Source organism: Capilliphycus salinus ALCB114379, from assembly GCF_047276495.1.
GTDB classification, from domain to species: Bacteria; Cyanobacteriota; Cyanobacteriia; order Cyanobacteriales; family Microcoleaceae; genus Capilliphycus; species Capilliphycus salinus.
On record NZ_CP178543.1, the window covers coordinates 5,359,957 to 5,377,937 of the forward strand.

The window sequence follows — 17,981 nt, forward strand, 5'->3', positions numbered from 1 at the left end:
GATTCTACCTTTACAAACCATACACCCAAATAATCAATAACGGGGTAAAAATGGTTAATAATGCCGACAGGGGAGCGCCAACTTTTGTAAAGTCAAAAAACTTATAACCTCCGGTACTGTAAACCATTGTATTGGTTTGATAGCCAATCGGCGTCATAAAGCTACAAGATGCGGCTAATGTTACCGCAAACATCAACGCAAAGGGGTTTAAACTGAGGGTTTTTGCGACTTCAACCGCAATCGGAATCATCAATAAAACCGAAGCATTGTTCGAGAGAATTTCCGTAAGAAATACAGTCACCAGATAGAAAAACAACACAATCCAATAACCGGAAAGATTACCCCCAACCGTTACTAACCCACTGGCTAACCATTCGGTTGTTCCTGATTTTTCCATCGCAGTTCCTAAGGGGATTAATCCGGCTAAGAGAAAAATAACATCCCAACGAATGGCGCCATAAATTTCACCGGGTTTGAGACATCCGGTAATCACCATTAAAATTACCCCGGCTAAAGCGCTGACCAAAATCGGCATTAAATCAAAAGCAGCGCTGAGGACAACACCCGCTACAATCGCCAGCGCAATTTTAGCTTTATCTTGTCGTAAAGTTTCCACATCCCGCTGTTCAAGTACCAATAATTCTCGGGTCGTTTGTAAACCAATAAAGCTTTGTTTTGGCCCTTGAACTAACAGCAAATCCCCAAATCGTAAGGGGGTTTTCCCCAAACGTCCCCGAACTAATTCCGCACCTCGACGAATTGCTAAAACGGTCGCGTTATAACGTTGTCGGAAGCGCAAATCTTTTAACGTCGTCCCAATTAATCGAGAGTTAGAAAGGATTAACACTTCGCCGATTTTTTCCTCTCCCGAACTTAAAACCGATTCAATCGAGTCGCCTTTAAACTGTACATCGGGTAAGATATTTAACCCTCTTTCTTCCCGAATTTTCAGCAAATCATCTCGACTACAACGAATAATTAAAATATCACCTTCGCGCAACTTTTTATCGGCGACCGGTTGGGGAAGGTGAACTTTATCCCGCACCAATTCTAAAACGTCTAAGTCAAACTTTCGCTGAATTTCACTTTCTCGCAGGGTTTGTCCGACTAAACTGGATTGGGGCGTAATAATTACTTCACTCAGATAGTCATTAATATCGTAGCTTTCCCCTAAAAAATCCATTCCGTTCGATTTCCGTCGGGGGAGAAGATAGGGCGCGATAAAGGCAATATAAACCAAGCCAATTAAAAAGGCAATTATTCCGACTTGGGTAAACTGAAATAACGTAAACGCTCCATATCCCAATTTTTCGGATAAACCGCTGGCGAGAATATTGGTAGAGGTCCCAATTAAGGTAATCATTCCCCCTAAAATAGAGGAATAGGAAAGGGGAATCAAAACTTTGGATAACGGGATTTTTTGCTGTTTGCACCAATCTTCAATAATCGGCAAAAAAATCGCCACCACAGCCGTATTATTAATAAAAGCACTAATCGGGCCGACAATTGCACCCATGATAAAAATTTGTTGAGAAGGATGTTTTCCGCCCCATTTTATTAACAAATCTCGAACAATTTGAATCACCCCCGTGCGAGTAATTCCCGCACTGAGAATAAACATCGCCATGACGGTAATTGTGGCGGAATTTCCAAACCCAGAAATTCCTTCATTGGGAGTGACTAACCCTAAGATCATCAGAAGAACTGTAACGCTCAATGCTGTTAAATCGACGGGTAGCCATTCAACAACAAAGCTTATTAAAGCTAAAATCAGTACAATGAGTGTCAGAACAATTTCCATACTAAAGTAATACCTGGTTTATTGGCATTGAAAGCGATCTCCGTTCAATTGTTTTGAGCCAAAAGACTCAACTCTAACTCCATGAATTCATAAATTTTATCTAGTCTAACCTAATTTTAAAGATGTCATCGTTTTCATTTCTCGATTCAATTATCGGTATTGGACAGGGACAATGTAGAGTAGACTCTCAGTAGATTTTGAACCCATGACATTGAATTAGGTTGGCCCAGAAATCAAAGCAACCTGAACAGAAATCCTTTAAACTTGTATCAAAGCTTGCGGTTTAGCGTCCCAGACTCTCAAGATTTTTACGGTGGCAATTGCCTACAGAAGTTGAGATGGCGATCGATAATGATCGTAAAACATCCATTGAATGTGGCAGGATATCCTGCATCAATATACCCTTTTTTGCAATACACCCCGAGTTCCTACTCTCTGTAGCAATAAATAGTTTTTCTGCCATGATGGTGTTTTCATGCAGTCGGATTTCTCGTCAACTATTTATCCTTGACTAGATTGGCTGTTGGTTTACACAATATAGCTAAACCTTACAGTTGATTCTAATCTAATCTAACATGGTCGTGTCTGACGTCAAATTGTGTTCGGATTGCGGAGTTGACTACACAACCCTGCAAGATCTTCTCGCGAGTGGTCAATGGAAAGCCGCCAGTCGAGAAACAACTCGGGTGATGCGGATGGCGGCGCGACAGACTTCCGATCGCGAGTTTAGCGCATCCGATGTGGAAAAATTACCCTGTGCGGACTTGCGGACTATCGATCAACTTTGGGTGGCGTCTTCCGAGGGACATTTTGGCTTTTCGGTACAATACCAAATTTGGGAGAGTCTGGGAAAAGGTACCGACTGGGATAGTTATTCTCGTTTGGGGGAGGTTTTGGGGTGGCGAAGGGGGGGAAGTTGGATTTCTTTCTTTAAACTTACCCATAATTTACAAGCACCATCAGGCCACCTTCCTTTTTCTCACCGGTGGTTTTTTTCTGTGATGAATCGTTTAGAAACTTGTCAAATTTGAGTTGTAGGGTGCGTCAAATTGTTAACCGTTTTTTCCCCAAAAGAAATCTAAAAGTTTGACGCACCAAAACTCTATTGTAGGGTGCGTCAAATTGTTAACCGTTTTTTCCCCAAAAGAAATCTAAAAGTTTGACGCACCTCAACTTTCTTAATTGTTATGATATCTGGTTGATTAATGCCTGTTATTAGAGCGGGTTTTTACATCTCACCAGTGTTTTCAGTTATCAGTAACCTCACGAATTCTGAGAGGGGCGGGTTTAGATTAGTTATCTGTGGGAAAACATAAATAATTGCTGAACCCGCCCCTACAGAATAATTATTGATTAGTCGGATATCATATCGCCTAAAAGTATAACACAATTTGACGCACCGAACCCCTTTTAAACCTGATTAGAATTAACAACAGGTTGGCGCGAAGGTTGATAGAAACTGGCAACTAATGCGACCATCAACCACCACAAAGTATTAACTTGGGGACGATACCAAACCGTATCCACCGCACCGTGCGCCAGCATTCCGACAATGGTCGCGATCGCCGCCATTAACCACAATCCTTGAGTATTTCTCAATTCTCGCAACCGTTGCAATTGTAACCAACCTTGCTGCAAAGTTACAACTAACAACCACAGAAAACAACTTAACCCAATAATTCCCGTTTCGACAGCCACTTCTAAAATCACAGAATAGGCACTCAAAGCGCTGTAGCGGGGTCTCATATAAAGCGGGTAAATTTTATTAAAAGCGTTATTACCCGGCCCTATGCCTAAAATTGGGCGATCCTGAATCATTTCTATTACTGCCGCCCAAACGTTCATTCGGAAGTTGTTGCTGCTGTCTTCTCGACCTGCAAAAATACTCGCAACTCGCAAGCGCAAACTGGGAACAACCAAAACAGCTAAGATTAAAATAGCGGCTAAACTGGCAATTCCAATCGGTACCGCCCATTTACGCCAAAACGGTGAAAAATTAATACTCAACCAATACAATAATAACACCGCTAACGTAAACATTAAAGCCACAAAACCGATCCAACCGCCCCGACTAAATGTTAGTACCAAACAGGCAGAATTAACAACCGTCATGGTTAATCCCAAGGCTTTGGGTAGCCAACCTTCCCAAACAAATATCGCCGCCACACTTAACGCACAAGCCGGTAATAAATATCCCGCCAATAAGTTAGGATTTCCCAAGAAACTAAACACCCGAATTAAATCCGCTTGTGCAGAAGTTGGATCGACCCAAGTTGCCGAGGCTTCCACCCCAAAAAACCACTGTCGCAAACCGTAAATACTGACAATGAGAACAATATGCAGATAAAACGTGATAAAAATAGAACGAACCCGGGGCGATCGCAATATTCTAGCCATTAAGAAAAATAGCAACAAATACAGCGTTAGCTTGATTAAACCCGTTAGTGCCGCAGCTTTTACGGGAGATAAAGCCGTCGCCGCCACCGCAATTCCCCAGTACAATAATACTAATAAATGAATCGGGGTAAATGCGGTTTCCGAGGGGTCATCACACAAGGTTATTAGCACCCAAAACCCCGCACAAGCAATGAGTAAAACCCCAATTAAAGCGGTACCGACAAACGGCGCCAAACCAAACAGCAAACTGATTAAAATCGCACCGAGAGGTTCCCCCCACTGCATCAGCCAACTCGTTTGTCGCCAGCTTCGCAGACAACCACCGAGGCGATAAAGGAGGCTACCATTGCGCCATTGATAGGGGGAGAGATAGGTCAGGGTTAACTGTTGCCAAATTGAATTAAGCGTTGTCATGGGTTTGTTGTTTGTAGCGGGGTGAGAAAATTTTTGTTCCAATAATGTCTACAGCACAGGGTATCATCGATGAGGACAGTATTCAAGATTTTAAACAATCTTCTGACATTTTCTAACCATTAAGTTCTAAACCTAAAGTAATGAAGTCCTCAAAACCTGCAAACCCCTGGTTAAAACAGTTGGCGATTATTTTGATGATTATTGGCATTGGATTTCGGTTTGTCAATCTCGGTCATAAAGTTTATTGGTACGATGAAGTTCAAACCTCTTTTAGAATTTCCGGCTATACCCAAGAGGAATTTTTTCAACAAGTTTATATCGGTTGGCCGGATACCGTCGAACATTTACTCAATATTTATCAATATCCAACCCCCGAACGCAATTTACAGGATTCTTTTACCGCTTTAACCAAACATCCGGAACATACTCCCCTTTATTTTCTCACGGCTCGCTTTTGGATGCAAACTTTTAGTCATTCTACCGCAACAATTAGAAGTTTATCGGCTTTCATTAGTTTACTCATTTTTCCGGCGATTTATTGGCTGTGTTGGGAGTTGTTTAAGTCGGCGTCTGTCAGTTGGGTGGCGATGGGGATTGTGGCGATTTCTCCGTTTCATCTTCTCTACGCTCAAGAAGCCAGAGCTTATAGTCTTTGGGCTGTTAGTATTTTACTCTCCAGTGCGGCTTTATTGCAAGCGTTGAGAATCGGTCAAACTGAAAAATCTCTGAAGGCTAAAATTGCACGTTGGGGAATTTATTCGCTTACCGTTGGCTTGGGATTGTACAGTCATTTGTTTTCTATTTTTGTTTTTGCGGCACAGGCGGTTTATGTCTTTTTAACTCCAGTTTGGCAAAAGCGAAAATTCATTCTTCCCTATCTATTTTCGAGTTTAATTGGAGTTGTGCTGTTTAGTCCTTGGGTGTTTATTTTTGTTCAAAACCTAGATTTTTTCTTGAAAAATACGGAATCTCGACTGGTTCCTCGCGAGGGTTTTATCTTATTTTGGTTTTTGAATTTAAACCGGATTTTCTTCGATGTCAACCAGGGAATTAGTCCGTTAAATGTAACCTTGTATTTAACTCTGGCTTTAACAATATACGCCTTTTATTTTTTAATCAAAAACACGCCGAAAAACGTTTGGTTGTTCATTCTAACTCTGATTGGAGTTCCGGGAATGATTTTGATTTTACCGGATATTATCTTAGGCGGACGGGGTTCAACTATTGCTCGATATGCCATGCCCTGTTATTTGGGGATTCAAATTGCAGCGGCTTATCTTTTGACGGAAAAACTAACAACTCCGAAAATTCCAAGTTCGCAGAAAAAACGCTGGCAATGGATTTTTTACACTCTAATTTTTACCGGGGTTTTATCCTGTACGGTGAGTTTATTTCATCCCGTTTGGTGGCACAAAAGTTATGCCAAAAGTCGAGATATTCCCATTTCTGCTCAAATTATCAATCAATCCCCATCTCCGCTCGTTATCAGCGACGAAGAACCGGGAAGAATTATGTCTTTGCTGCACGAACTCAAACCAAACGTTAAAGTTCAATTGATGCCGGAATATCAAGTTCCCGTCTTGCCAAAAATAGAACCGTTTAGCGATGTTTTGTTGTACCGTCCAACCCAAAGATTAATTGAAGGAATGGAAAAAATCTATAACGTTAAAGTTGAGAAACCCTACGAAACCAGTTGGGTGAGAAAAGTCGTATTTCCGCAAAAATAATAGCTAACTGCTACAGTAAAATAGTAATGATTTGAGGTAAAATGATTAGGATGACAGAGATATCGACCGACCCCAATGTATCGCTTACATTTCCCGATCACACTCAACTTCCAGAATCAGATGGTACATTTGTGAAAAATTTTCAGGAGCATCCTCAAAGTCTACTTTTAACGGATTCTATCGGATTAATTCTACAACAATTACATCCCGATGGACAATATGCTATCGGACAAGATTGTGGAATTTATTGGCGAGAAACGAATCCCCCCGAACAAGGTGCAATTGCTCCAGACTGGTTTTATGTTCCCAATGTTCCGCCGAGACTGGGAGACAAAATTCGCCGTTCCTATGTTTACTGGCGGGAACTGATGGTGCCGTTGATTGTGTTAGAATTTGCCAGTGGAGAAGGTCTCGAAGAACGGGATAAAACTCCTTTGTTTACATCAAGCGGAGAAGTTCAAAAACCGGGTAAATTTTGGGTTTATGAACGAATCCTTCGCATTCCCTATTACGGAATTTTTGAGATTAATCGCAATCAATTAGAAGTTTATCATTTGGTTGATTTCACCTATCAACAGATGGAAGCAAACGAACGGAATCATTATCCAATTCCTCCCCTTGGTGTAGAATTAGGCTTATGGAATGGAACCTATCAAAATCAGACTCAATCTTGGTTGCGTTGGTGGGATTTAGACGGAAATTAGTTGCTAATTGGACAAGAACTGGCGGAAAAAGAACGACAACGGGCCGAACTTGCCGAACAAAAAGCTGCACAATTAGCCGAACGTTTGCGAGAAATGGGAATTGAACCCGAAGCGTTAGAATAGAAACTAAACGCGATAAATAGCATCGGCGACCCGACAAACATCAACCATTTCTTTGACATCGTGAACCCGCAAAATATCCCCCGAACCGACAATAGCAGCAACGCAAGCCGCAGCCGTTCCCCAAACTCGTTTTTGAGGGTCTTTTTCGTTGAGAATATGACCGATAAAACTTTTCCGAGATGGCCCAACCAACAGGGGAAAACCCAATGATTTTAACTTCGGAAGGTGTCGGAGAATTTCTAAATTTTGTTCGTAAGTTTTAGCAAAACCAATCCCCGGATCGAGTATAATATTCTTGGGGTCAATTCCAGCCGTTTTTGCGGCTTGTATTCGCTCTTGGAAAAACTGGGAAATCTCCCCAATCAAATCTTGATAGTCGGTTAATTGCTGCATGGTTTTGGGAGTTCCGCGAATGTGCATTAACACAATAGGAACATCTAACTTAGCCACAACCGATAAAATTTCGGGTTCAAAAGTCGCCCCGGAAATATCGTTAATTAAATCCGCCCCCGCTTCGATAGCCGCTTGTGCAACATTCGCTCTTGTGGTATCAATAGAAAGGGGAATATTGGCTAACTCATTGGGTTGACTTCGCAGCAATTCAACCACCGGAATCACCCGATTTAACTCCTCATCTAAGGAGATTTGTTCGGAACCCGGACGGGTAGATTGACCGCCAATATCAATAATATCAACTCCTGCGGCGAGCATTTTTTCAGCTTGAGTCAAAGCCGCATCCAAAGTATTAAACTGTCCGCCATCGCTAAAACTGTCGGGTGTCACGTTCAAAACACCCATAATATAAGTTCGTTTTCCCCACTCAAACTCTTTATTTTGCAGTACAATTTTTTCGGTCATTGAATTGTAATAAAATTAACTAACTCGAACAAAAATTATAGCAATTTTCAGGATAATTATCCCGTTAAAAACCCGGCATCTCGGAGAAACCGGGTTTTTCAATTCGTGTAACTGAACAGTATTTTATTGATAATTTACAATGCGAGCAAAACTATCCGGTGTCAAACTTGCTCCCCCAACCAAAGCCCCATCTATCTCTGGTTGAGCCATAATTTCATCAATATTGTTGGGTTTAACAGAACCACCATACTGAATAGAAACATCGGGATTCTTTAACTTGCTACGAATCAAACCAATAACTCGATTTGCTTCGTCAGCCTCACAAGTTTCACCGGTTCCAATTGCCCAAATCGGTTCGTAAGCAATCACCAAATTATTTTGATCGATGTCAACTAAACCCTTTTCCAACTGAGAGAAAATATGGGCGTCCGTTTTCCCTGTATCACGCTGTTGTTTGCTTTCTCCCACACACAAAATCGGCGTTAAACCGTGATTTTGGGCGGCTTTCAGTCGCAAGTTAACCGTTTCATCTGTCTCGCCAAAATATTCACGCCGTTCGCTATGGCCCACAATCACGTAACGCACGCCAATTTCCACCAACATCGGGCCAGAAATCTCTCCCGTATAAGCCCCCGAGTCTTCCCAGTGAACATTTTGAGCGCCGAGTTTAATCCGACTCCCGTGCAAACTTTTAGACATCACCCACAAAGCTGTAAACGGCACACAAAGGACAGTTTCTTGCTCGTCTGGGGTTTCATCTAACTCGGTAACAAACCCCTGCAAAAACTCTTGAGCCTCTGCCTGAGTTTTGAACATTTTCCAGTTCCCGGCAATAATCTTTTTTCTCACTGCTTAATCAATCAACTTCTGAACACAACAAAATGCCACACTCCAGTTTAAAGCGTTACGGGACATTTTTACAGTCACCAGTCACCATATGCGGGAACGTCCGTTGCTCCGATACGGAAACCGCCAAGTCCGCACTGCCTCACCAGTCACCAGTCACCAGTCACCCTCCGGGTTCGCAGTCGCTCCTTGATGGAAACCACCAAGACCGCGCTGCTCACCAGTCACCAGCGCGTTCCTTGCGACCCGGCGGAATAGTCGGTAGCAAAGTTTGCAAGAGAGTGTTTTCAGTGAACAGGTTACAGTTTCTGCCCATCTGCCTATTCCCTGTCCCTCACTGGCCAAACTCTAAGCGGGCTTTTTCCACCAGTTCAACGGTTACAACCTCTTGGTGGGCTTCGCGAGCTAGCTGTTCAATGCGTTTGCGGGCTTGCGATCGCGCAAAATAGGGGATATTCTTAAGTTTAGCTTTAGCTTCGGGCATCCAGGGCAGATCGTCTAAAAACTCATCGTTGGACATGGTTAAACGGGCGCTGAAAAGGACGGAAGTTTCAGAGAGTTTATCCAGTCACAGACTCAACTTTCCTCTGTTGCTAAAACTTTGAGCAAGTGGCGAACCAAAGCAATCATCATCGCAGGTTCTTCGAGGTGGGGAGTCAAGCCGACATTATCTAAAGGTTGAAAAACTTTAACGGCTTCTCGGTTTAGGTTTGCCAAACGCTGTCCGATTTCGGGACTGGTGAACTCTGATTTTTCTCCCCAAATTATAGCAGTTGGAGTGGTCAGCCGACCCATATACAAAGATAAATCAAAACACAAATCCCCCCGAACAAAAGAAAGGGCGGCGTATTCGGCGTTAGGTTGTACAGAAGATTCGAGATAAGCTTCGACAATTTCGGGATAAACTCGGTTGGGACGGGCAAACTGACGTTCTTCTAAAAAGCCGCGAATTCCCGCACTATTAGCGACACCTGTAGTATAAATCACCCGGTCTAGGATGGGAGTTTTCACCAATTGGGCAAAGAAGCTATTGCGATAATTTTCGCCAAAATCAGACAAACCCGAAGGCGTCGTTAAGATTAAACATTTAAACAAATCTGGCCGTTCAATGGCGGCTCTTATGGTAAAAGCGGCTGTCAACGAAGATGCAATGACCGGGGTTGCCGTCTGGCAAGTTTGTTCGAGAAACTCAATAATTGTGGTGATGTAGTCGTCAATATTATATTCTCGGGCGGGATGTTCGGAGCGTCCCCAACCGATTAAATCCGGCGCCAAAATCTGATATTCCCCCGCAAAAGCCGGATAAACTTGCGACCATTCATAGGCTGAAGACCCGCCCCCAAAGCCGTGTAAAAACACCAGTTTGGGTAAATCTTCTGATGAGGCAGTTTCTAACGGCAACCAAGACAATTTCTCGGCGGTGTAGTAAACCATCCTTCCCAGTGAGGTGACAACGGAACGTTGCTCAAAACCACGCGGTAAAAACATAAAAAAACCTCTCTCTATATTAATTTACGCAGATGGCGATCGCAAAAGGTAGCTATACCAGAAAACTGTACTTCATCAAGCCTAAAAAATGTTCGACCAATTTTCCTCTGTCTGAGGTAGCCAATTACAGTCACTCATTACCAGTCACTCATTACCAGTGATAACAGTTTACAGTTAACAGTTTTTCCCCATCTCCCCACCTCCCCCCGCTTCCCCCGCTTCCCCCGCTTCCCCCGCTTCCCCTGCTTCCCCCACCTCCTGATCTGCTCTGTCCCCTGTCCACTGTACTCTGTACCCTAAGAACTGGTGACTGGTGACTGGTGAGGCAGTGCGGACTTGGCGGTTTCCGTATCGGAGCAACGGACGTTCCCGTAAGGGTAATGAGTGACTGTAAAGACTCCCCATCTCCGTTTATAATATGAGGGGTAAAACCCCCTATGGGTGCATAACCTCCCGGATGAAAATCCTATTTATATACGGAGGAGGCAAGCAATCGTCTGAATGCCTATAAATCCAGAAATTGCTCGCTCGCAGTTTCTAATCCCTTGAACCATCAAGAAAGGACATCTCCCAATGAAAACAGTTATGGAACAAGAGTGCCGCCCCTTATCTGATTGCATCCATTTGTCAAATTTATTCAATGGGGCGATGGAATGGAACAGTCCCGAAGAACTAATTGTTTCTCCTCAAAGTCAAAAAGAACATTTAGGGACGGTAAAAATTCCATCTGGCCAACGCATTCGTCTAGCTTTGGAACAGTTACAATGTTTTGAGGTGGTCGAGGAGCAGTTTCTAGCTTGGGGGATTAGTTTTGTCAATGCAATTGCTCTACAACCCTCTAACCCGGCTTTTGGAATACAACCCAATCAAACCGTTGTGATGGCAGCCCCGAAAAGTGGATGGTTAGAAGTTCACTTTCAGCAACCTGTTCGTCGAGTTCAAGCGGTCGTGACCAGTTCTCGTCGGACGATTTTATCGGCTTACAATCAAGACGGTCACGAAATTAATCGTACAGAGATGGCAAGCTTTGATCGCGCCTCTTTACCGAAAGTTTTACCGAGCGACCAACTGATCGTACAAGGGACAAATATTCATAAAGTTACTTTCTACACTTTTGATGGTCAACTGATTGTGGATCAATTTCAAATCGAATTTTAAGGTTAAATTAAAAGTTAGTCCTTTCTCACCGGGTCAATCAACCTGAGAAAACCCCTAAAATTCAGATCATTGCCCTGCTACACCTCCAAGCCCCGATCGCTGCAAACTGGAGGTGATTTGCCAGTGGGTCTCAACTCAAAGCGTTAACATCGGTTAACTCGCATCATTACAAGAAAACAGAGCCAATTCCAACACAGTTGTAGAACAACATAGTTTTATGGTTTAAGATAGACTGGTATTCAACTCAATTTCTAGTCTGTCGCTGCACAGCGGGGCTATCGGATTTGCCTTCGTTGCTCAAATTTCAACCCGATCAAAGGGCAAGTTTAAAAGTCATTGACTTTAAAGCTAAACCCAGGTGTCAATACCTCGATCGCGATCGCGCATCATTCACCTTGCATTCGAGCCTATGTCTAGTCCGCAAAATCAATTTACGATTCATTTTTGGGGAGTTAGGGGAAGCATTGCCTGTCCTGGGGCGGAGACAGTACGCTATGGCGGCAATACCTCCTGTATAGAAATGCGAGTGGGAACAGAACGCCTGATTTTTGATGGCGGAACCGGTTTGCGGGTTCTCGGACAATCTTTGATGTCTCAAATGCCCGTCACCGCTCATCTGTTTTTTACCCATGCCCACTGGGATCATATCCAAGGTTTTCCGTTCTTTACTCCGGCTTTTATCCCCAAAAATACATTTTATATTTATGGAGCCGTTGCCCCCAATGGTTCGACAGTCCAGCAGCGACTCAATGACCAAATGCTTCACCCGAATTTTCCGGTTCCCTTACAAACGATGGGAGCAGCCCTGAAGTTTTTTGATATTAATATTGGTCAAACTTTAGAAATCGGAAACGGGATTAAAATTGAAACGGCCCTGTTGAATCATCCCGGTGAAGCCATCGGTTATCGGGTGAATTGGTACGGTTATGCTGCGGCTTATGTCAGCGATACCGAACATTTTCCCGAGGGTTTGGATGAAAATGTTTTATTTCTGGCTCGCAATGCCGATGTTTTAATTTATGATGCCACTTACACCGATGAGGAGTATTACTCGCCAAAAACCAGTAAGGTGGGGTGGGGTCATTCGACTTGGCAGGAAGCTGTTAAAGTGGCAAAAGCGGCCAATGTGAAACGGTTGGTGATTTTTCACCACGATCCTCTCCACAATGATGATTTCCTCGATCAAGTCGGAGAACAAGTCGCTCAACGCTTCCCCAATAGTTTGATGGCCCGAGAAGGTCTTTCGATTCAGTTAATTTCTCCCGAAGATACTGAAAAACCTCAAGAGAGTTAAAAATTTTTCAGCAATTTTTGATCGGGAGCCATCGTTTGTGTCAAAATGTAAAGCGTGTGGATTACTTCTTCGCTAGATACGGTTCTGACTCCGACTGCCGTTGCCTTAGGAAACTTTGATGGAATACATCGAGGGCATCGACAGGTAATTCAGCCTATCTTTAAATCCTTTGATCCGAGCCGTTCGGCTTTCGTGACGCCGCAACAGCCAGAAATCCTTCTAACTCAAGGGGATTCGTCTTTACCGTCCCCCAGTCTGACTCAGAATTATCCATCGGGTTTCTCATTGACTCCTGAAGACAAAACGAATCATTCCGACGGGGGCGAAACTCCGCAACTTTACGCTACGGTTGTCACCTTTCATCCCCATCCTCAAGAATTGTTTACGGGTCAATCCAAAAAGCTACTCACCCCGATTGATGAGAAAATAGAATGTCTCAAAGCGATGGGGGTCGAACAAGTGGTTTTGTTGGCTTTCGATCGCCAACTGGCGAGTTTGAGTCCCCGCGAATTTGTCGAAGAAATATTGCTCAAGCATCTACAGGCGACTCAGATTTCCATTGGCTTTGATTTCCGCTTTGGAAAAGGTCGCACCGGAACCGCTACGGATTTAAAGGCGATCGCCAGTTCTCAAGGCGTAGAGGTGACGATTGTGGAGCGTTATCCTTGCGAACAGGGGGAAAGAATTAGCAGTTCGATGATTCGTCAAGCCCTAGAATCGGGCAATCTCGAACGCGCCCATCATTTGCTCGGTCGCAATTATACTTTAGTCGGTCAAGTGGTTCAAGGTCAACAGTTGGGCCGAACTTTAGGATTTCCGACGGCGAATTTACAATTACCCCCAGAAAAGTTTCTCCCGAGATATGGGGTTTATGCGGTTGAGGTTGACCGTCGAGGCGAACCGTCGAATTTGCAGGCTTATCCGGCGGTGATGAATATTGGCTGTCGTCCAACGGTGGCGGGTCAGCAACCGACGGTGGAGGTTTATTTATTAGGTTGGTCGGGGGATTTGTACGGTCAAACTCTGACGGTTTGTTTAAAAGAATTTTTACGACCCGAACAAAAATTTGCTTCTCTCGATGAACTCAAAGCCCAAATTCAGGCCGATTGTCTTCGGGCGGAAAAAGTGTTAAAGAATGAACGGTAAACTGCTTTTTTAGGGAATAGTAATCTTAAGAACGGGTAAGAGATGACGGGGAAGTGCATCTACCTTTTGCGCTAAACCTAAAATAACGCGGGAAGAAGTTAGCCATGTCTTTAAAGACATGGATGAATAATGACACGCAAGATTAAAATCTGCCGTTATTTTCCTCTCGTCGTCGGGTTCTCAATGTATTTTTTCAATGAGGGTTGATGCGATATTCATCTGAATTACGTTTCATTAACTGTCTTTAAATACTGTTTATTAGTGCTATTGTATCTATAGGAGGTGATGAGATTGTACGGTTGTCAACAACACTTAATCAATACCAGTCAAGAAGTTGCAGCGATACTTGAGTATATCTGCTCAGAATCAAGTAAGCTAATAAACTGCGGGATTTATTTATGTCGCCAGATGTTTTTTAAGGCGAATCACTTTTTATCGAAGTATGACCTTGACAAGATGCTGAAGAGTCATCCACATTTTAAAGCTTTAAGGTCAGCTTGCGCTCAACAGACTTTGCATGGCGTGGTCGAATCATTCAAGTCTTACAAGAAACTAATTAGAATGTACAAGCGAGGGGAGTTAACCAACAAACCTAAGCTACCCAAGTATAGGAAAAAAGGTGGTTTAGCTGTTGTAAGCTATCCGTCTCGTTGGGTCAAATTATCAGGCAATCAGTTAAAATTTCCACTGGGCAAGCAGGTAAAAGCCTGGTTTGGAATTGATAACTTTACGTTACCTATGCCCGCTAATCTGAGTTTTGAGACTATTAAAGAGTTTCGGTTTATTCCGCGCAATAACAGTTTTTACCTAGAATTTGTCTACGAACAATCGGAAGTAAAGAAGGTCGAAAAATCTGAACACATACTTGGAATCGATCCGGGATTGAATAACTGGCTAACTTGCGTTAGTACGACAGGTAAATCGTTCATCATTGATGGCAAAAAGGTGAAATCCCAAAATCAATGGTATAACAAGCAGGTTGCTCAGTTAAAGACTGGAAAAGAACAGGGATACTGGGATGAACATCTTGCATCTATTACCGAAAAGCGTAATCGTCAGATGCGTGACAACGTTAATAAAGCTGCAAGGTTTATCATTAACTGGTGTCTCAAGAATAAGGTTTCAACCATTGTATTTGGATGGAATCAACGCAACAAAGACCGTATCAATATTGGGAAGAAAAATAATCAGTCTTTCGTACAGGTTCCTACTGCAAAATTAAAATCCCGTATCGCTCAACTCTGTGAACAGCACGGGATAGAGTTTATCGAGACTGAAGAATCTTATACTTCAAAAGCTAGTTTTTTAGACGGCGACACTTTACCTACATTCGGCGAAAAACCTGAAGGGTGGAAGTCATCAGGAAAGCGAGTTAAAAGAGGTTTATTCAAGGATTCTAAAGGACAGTTAATCAATGCAGATTGTAACGGCAGTGCCAATATAATCCGCAAATCAAATGTATCAACACAGCAGTTAGCTAAGGTTGTTAGGGGAGTTTTGGTGTGATTCGTTGGGTATAAACCAACACATCCAATGTGTTAGGGGGACTGCCCGGAAGGTCTAAAACCTTTACAACTAAATGTTCATGCAGGTGCAAGTGAGTATCAAAGGATACGAACCAAGTCCTGCCCCGTAGGTGCAACGGTGACAGCATCACCCCTTGGTTTGCGACTAGCCATCAACGCCAAAAGCGGGGTGAAAAGGAGGCAAACTGATAGCCTAATTCGGTATCCCTTCGAGCAAAGTACCCATGAGTAACGAAAGTAAAGATGTACTCAAACCGTCGTAACCCTAAACCAGCCAAAAGGCTGAAAGGCTGGAGCCAAAAGGCAAAGGATAGGGAGTTAGCGGTCAAAACACGACTAACAAGCACTTCCCCAAACCCCGGCGCATAACATCACTCTAAAGGTACATAGAATATGAACATTTGGAACGAAGTAACCTCTAGTAAGCTCTTGTAAGGTCGATTTACAAGTAGGTGCGTTCCCGGATGCTACTAGCAGGAAAGATGGTGTAAGAAGCGAATGCTAGAAGTAATTTTCTAGATATGCTGACGTACACCCGATGATTTGGAAGGTAGAGACTAAAGTCGGAGTACAAATGTCTAAAACCAGTACAGTTAATGATACTAGGGTGGAATGGAATGCGATTAACTGGCGCAAGCTAGAGAAGCGTGTTTATAAGCTCCAAAAGCGTATCTATCAAGCCTCTAGTCGTGGTGATGTAAAAGCAGTTCGCAGACTCCAAAAAATGCTGATGAGGTCTTGGTCTGCAAGATGTCTCGCGGTGCGTAGAGTTACCCAAGATAACCAAGGGAAAAAAACTGCTGGTGTGGATGGCGTCAAATCGCTGACCCCAAAGCAAAGAGTAGCCTTAACTGGAAAACTAAAACTGGGTTCAAAGGTCAGCCCGACCCGGAGAGTTTGGATAGACAAACCGGGGAAGGATGAGAAGCGACCTTTGGGAATACCTACCATGTACGACCGCGCATTGCAGTCGCTTGTAAAAATGGCTCTAGAGCCAGAATGGGAAGCGAAATTTGAGCCTAATTCATACGGGTTCAGACCAGGACGCTCATGTCAAGATGCAACTGAAGCAATATTCAACGCAATAAAGCAGAAGCCTAAATACGTGCTAGATGCTGACATTGCTAAATGCTTCGACCGCATCGACCACAAACGACTCTTAGAAAAATTGAAGACATTCCCCACCATGCGCCGACAAATAAAAGCCTGGTTAAAAGCGGGAGTGATGGAGGGTTTTGAGTTGTTTCCAACATCTAAGGGTACGCCACAGGGGGGGACGATTTCCCCGCTTTTAGCCAATATTGCCCTTCACGGGATGGAATATCGAATAAAAGAATATGCCGAAACGCTAAAAGGGGTAAGACAAATAAACCGTCAAAACCTCAGCTTAATCAGATATGCCGATGACTTTGTGATTCTCCACCAAGACATAACCGTTGTCCAAAGATGTAAGGAGATTATCTCCGAGTGGTTAAACGACATGGGTTTGGAATTAAAACCAAGTAAAACAAGATTAGCCCACACACTCAATAGTTATGGGCAAGAACAACCCGGATTCAACTTTCTAGGTTTCAACATCCAACAATTCAATGTTGGTAAATGTCATTCAAAACAAGGTTTTAAAACCATCATCACCCCCAGCAAGAAAAGCATAAAGGTACATTACGAACAAATCGCAAAAGTAATCGACTCTCACAAATCGGTTAAACAAGAAGTGCTAATACAACACTTAAATCCAATCATCCGAGGATGGAGCAATTACTATGCGTCAGTGGTAAGCAAGGTGGCTTACTCATATATAGATAACCTCATGTACTTTAAGCTAATGTTCTGGGCAAACTACCGTCACCCTAACAAGGGTAAGAAATGGGTGGCCAATAAATATTGGCATAGAATAGGCAATGCTAATTGGGTTTTTTGCTCCATGAAGAATGGAGAAATATTAGCTCAACTACTCAACCATAGTGCGACTCCAATAGTTCGCCATGTGAAAGTAAAAGGAAATGCCTCACCCTACGACGGGAACCTAATCTATTGGAGTTCAAGAATGGGTAAAAACCCAGAAATGCCAACAAGAGTTGCAAAGCTTTTAAAGGCACAAAAAGGAAAATGTCCCCACTGCGGATTGCACTTCCGCTCTGAAGATGTGATGGAAGTAGACCATATCATTCCCAAGTCAAAAGGCGGACGGGATGAGTATAAAAATCTACAACTGTTACATCGACATTGCCACGACGAAAAGACACGCCTTGATGGTAGTCTAGTAGGTACTAATGACAAAGCCCAAGTCACTGAGGAGCCGGATGACGGGAAACTGTCACGTCCGGTTTTGAAGACGAGTCGGAGGGGCGACTCTCCGGCTTAGTTTAATAGTCTCCCACATCGATATTTTCTGGACAGTCTTTCTAGATCGTATCGTAAGCAATATTGCTACTCAGATTAAAATCTGAGTAGCAATTCCGCGCACGAATCCAGGTTTTTTAAAACCTGGAGAACTCA

The 17,981-nt window shown here is 43.3% G+C and carries 13 protein-coding genes and 1 pseudogene; 8 read left to right on the forward strand and 6 right to left on the reverse strand.

Going from position 1 to position 17,981, the window contains the following annotated elements; all coding sequences use genetic code 11:
• Positions 1 to 10 precede the first annotated feature (10 nt).
• Positions 11 to 1,801 (reverse strand): SLC13 family permease, encoded by a 1,791-nt coding sequence (locus tag ACL6C3_RS21705; RefSeq protein WP_413161127.1) that lies wholly within the window; start codon positions 1,799 to 1,801, stop codon positions 11 to 13.
• Positions 1,802 to 2,376: 575 nt separating this feature from the next.
• Here ACL6C3_RS21705 and ACL6C3_RS21710 point away from each other — a divergent pair.
• Complete coding sequence (locus ACL6C3_RS21710; RefSeq protein WP_413161128.1) at positions 2,377 to 2,832, forward strand: GUN4 domain-containing protein; 456 nt, start codon at positions 2,377 to 2,379, stop codon at positions 2,830 to 2,832.
• 379 nt (positions 2,833 to 3,211) lie between these two features.
• Here the strand turns inward: ACL6C3_RS21710 and ACL6C3_RS21715 are convergent, their stop codons facing one another.
• Entirely contained in the window at positions 3,212 to 4,612 is a 1,401-nt protein-coding gene (locus tag ACL6C3_RS21715; protein WP_413161129.1) for an IctB family putative bicarbonate transporter, read from the reverse strand.
• Between the two features lie 140 nt (positions 4,613 to 4,752).
• Between ACL6C3_RS21715 and ACL6C3_RS21720 the strand changes: the two genes are divergently transcribed.
• A complete protein-coding gene (locus ACL6C3_RS21720) occupies positions 4,753 to 6,339 on the forward strand; it encodes a glycosyltransferase family 39 protein (protein ID WP_413161130.1) in 1,587 nt (528 codons plus the stop codon).
• Between the two features lie 50 nt (positions 6,340 to 6,389).
• Positions 6,390 to 7,166: pseudogene (locus ACL6C3_RS21725) on the forward strand (Uma2 family endonuclease).
• Positions 7,167 to 7,169: 3 nt separating this feature from the next.
• On the opposite strand, the gene folP reads toward ACL6C3_RS21725, so the two are convergent.
• From folP to ACL6C3_RS21745, 4 genes are all read right to left on the reverse strand, one after another.
• Positions 7,170 to 8,024 (reverse strand): dihydropteroate synthase, encoded by an 855-nt coding sequence (gene folP / locus ACL6C3_RS21730; RefSeq protein ID WP_413161131.1) that lies wholly within the window; start codon positions 8,022 to 8,024, stop codon positions 7,170 to 7,172.
• A gap of 123 nt (positions 8,025 to 8,147) precedes the next feature.
• Positions 8,148 to 8,873 carry a triose-phosphate isomerase gene (gene tpiA, locus ACL6C3_RS21735; protein ID WP_413161132.1) on the reverse strand — a complete coding sequence of 242 codons (726 nt, stop codon included), beginning with the start codon at positions 8,871 to 8,873 and terminating at the stop codon, positions 8,148 to 8,150.
• A 331-nt stretch (positions 8,874 to 9,204) separates the two neighbouring features.
• A complete protein-coding gene (locus ACL6C3_RS21740) occupies positions 9,205 to 9,390 on the reverse strand; it encodes a PCP reductase family protein (protein ID WP_413161133.1) in 186 nt (61 codons plus the stop codon).
• Between the two features lie 56 nt (positions 9,391 to 9,446).
• Positions 9,447 to 10,358, reverse strand: a complete 912-nt coding sequence (locus ACL6C3_RS21745) for an alpha/beta fold hydrolase (protein WP_413161134.1) — start codon at positions 10,356 to 10,358, stop codon at positions 9,447 to 9,449.
• 573 nt (positions 10,359 to 10,931) lie between these two features.
• Here ACL6C3_RS21745 and ACL6C3_RS21750 point away from each other — a divergent pair.
• The 5 genes from ACL6C3_RS21750 (at position 10,932) to ltrA (ending at position 17,847) form a co-directional block, all read left to right on the forward strand.
• A complete protein-coding gene (locus ACL6C3_RS21750; RefSeq protein ID WP_413161135.1) occupies positions 10,932 to 11,516 on the forward strand; it encodes a hypothetical protein in 585 nt (194 codons plus the stop codon).
• 409 nt (positions 11,517 to 11,925) lie between these two features.
• The gene (locus ACL6C3_RS21755; protein ID WP_413161136.1) at positions 11,926 to 12,810 is read left to right on the forward strand and encodes an MBL fold metallo-hydrolase; all 885 of its coding nucleotides are present in this window, start codon (positions 11,926 to 11,928) and stop codon (positions 12,808 to 12,810) included.
• Between the two features lie 54 nt (positions 12,811 to 12,864).
• The gene (locus ACL6C3_RS21760) at positions 12,865 to 13,956 is read left to right on the forward strand and encodes a bifunctional riboflavin kinase/FAD synthetase (RefSeq protein WP_413161137.1); all 1,092 of its coding nucleotides are present in this window, start codon (positions 12,865 to 12,867) and stop codon (positions 13,954 to 13,956) included.
• A 291-nt stretch (positions 13,957 to 14,247) separates the two neighbouring features.
• Positions 14,248 to 15,462, forward strand: coding sequence for an RNA-guided endonuclease InsQ/TnpB family protein (locus ACL6C3_RS21765; protein WP_413161138.1), 1,215 nt, complete (start codon positions 14,248 to 14,250; stop codon positions 15,460 to 15,462).
• Positions 15,463 to 16,056: 594 nt separating this feature from the next.
• On the forward strand, positions 16,057 to 17,847 hold the full coding sequence (gene ltrA, locus ACL6C3_RS21770) for a group II intron reverse transcriptase/maturase (protein WP_413161139.1): 1,791 nt from the start codon (positions 16,057 to 16,059) through the stop codon (positions 17,845 to 17,847).
• Positions 17,848 to 17,981: the final 134 nt, after the last annotated feature.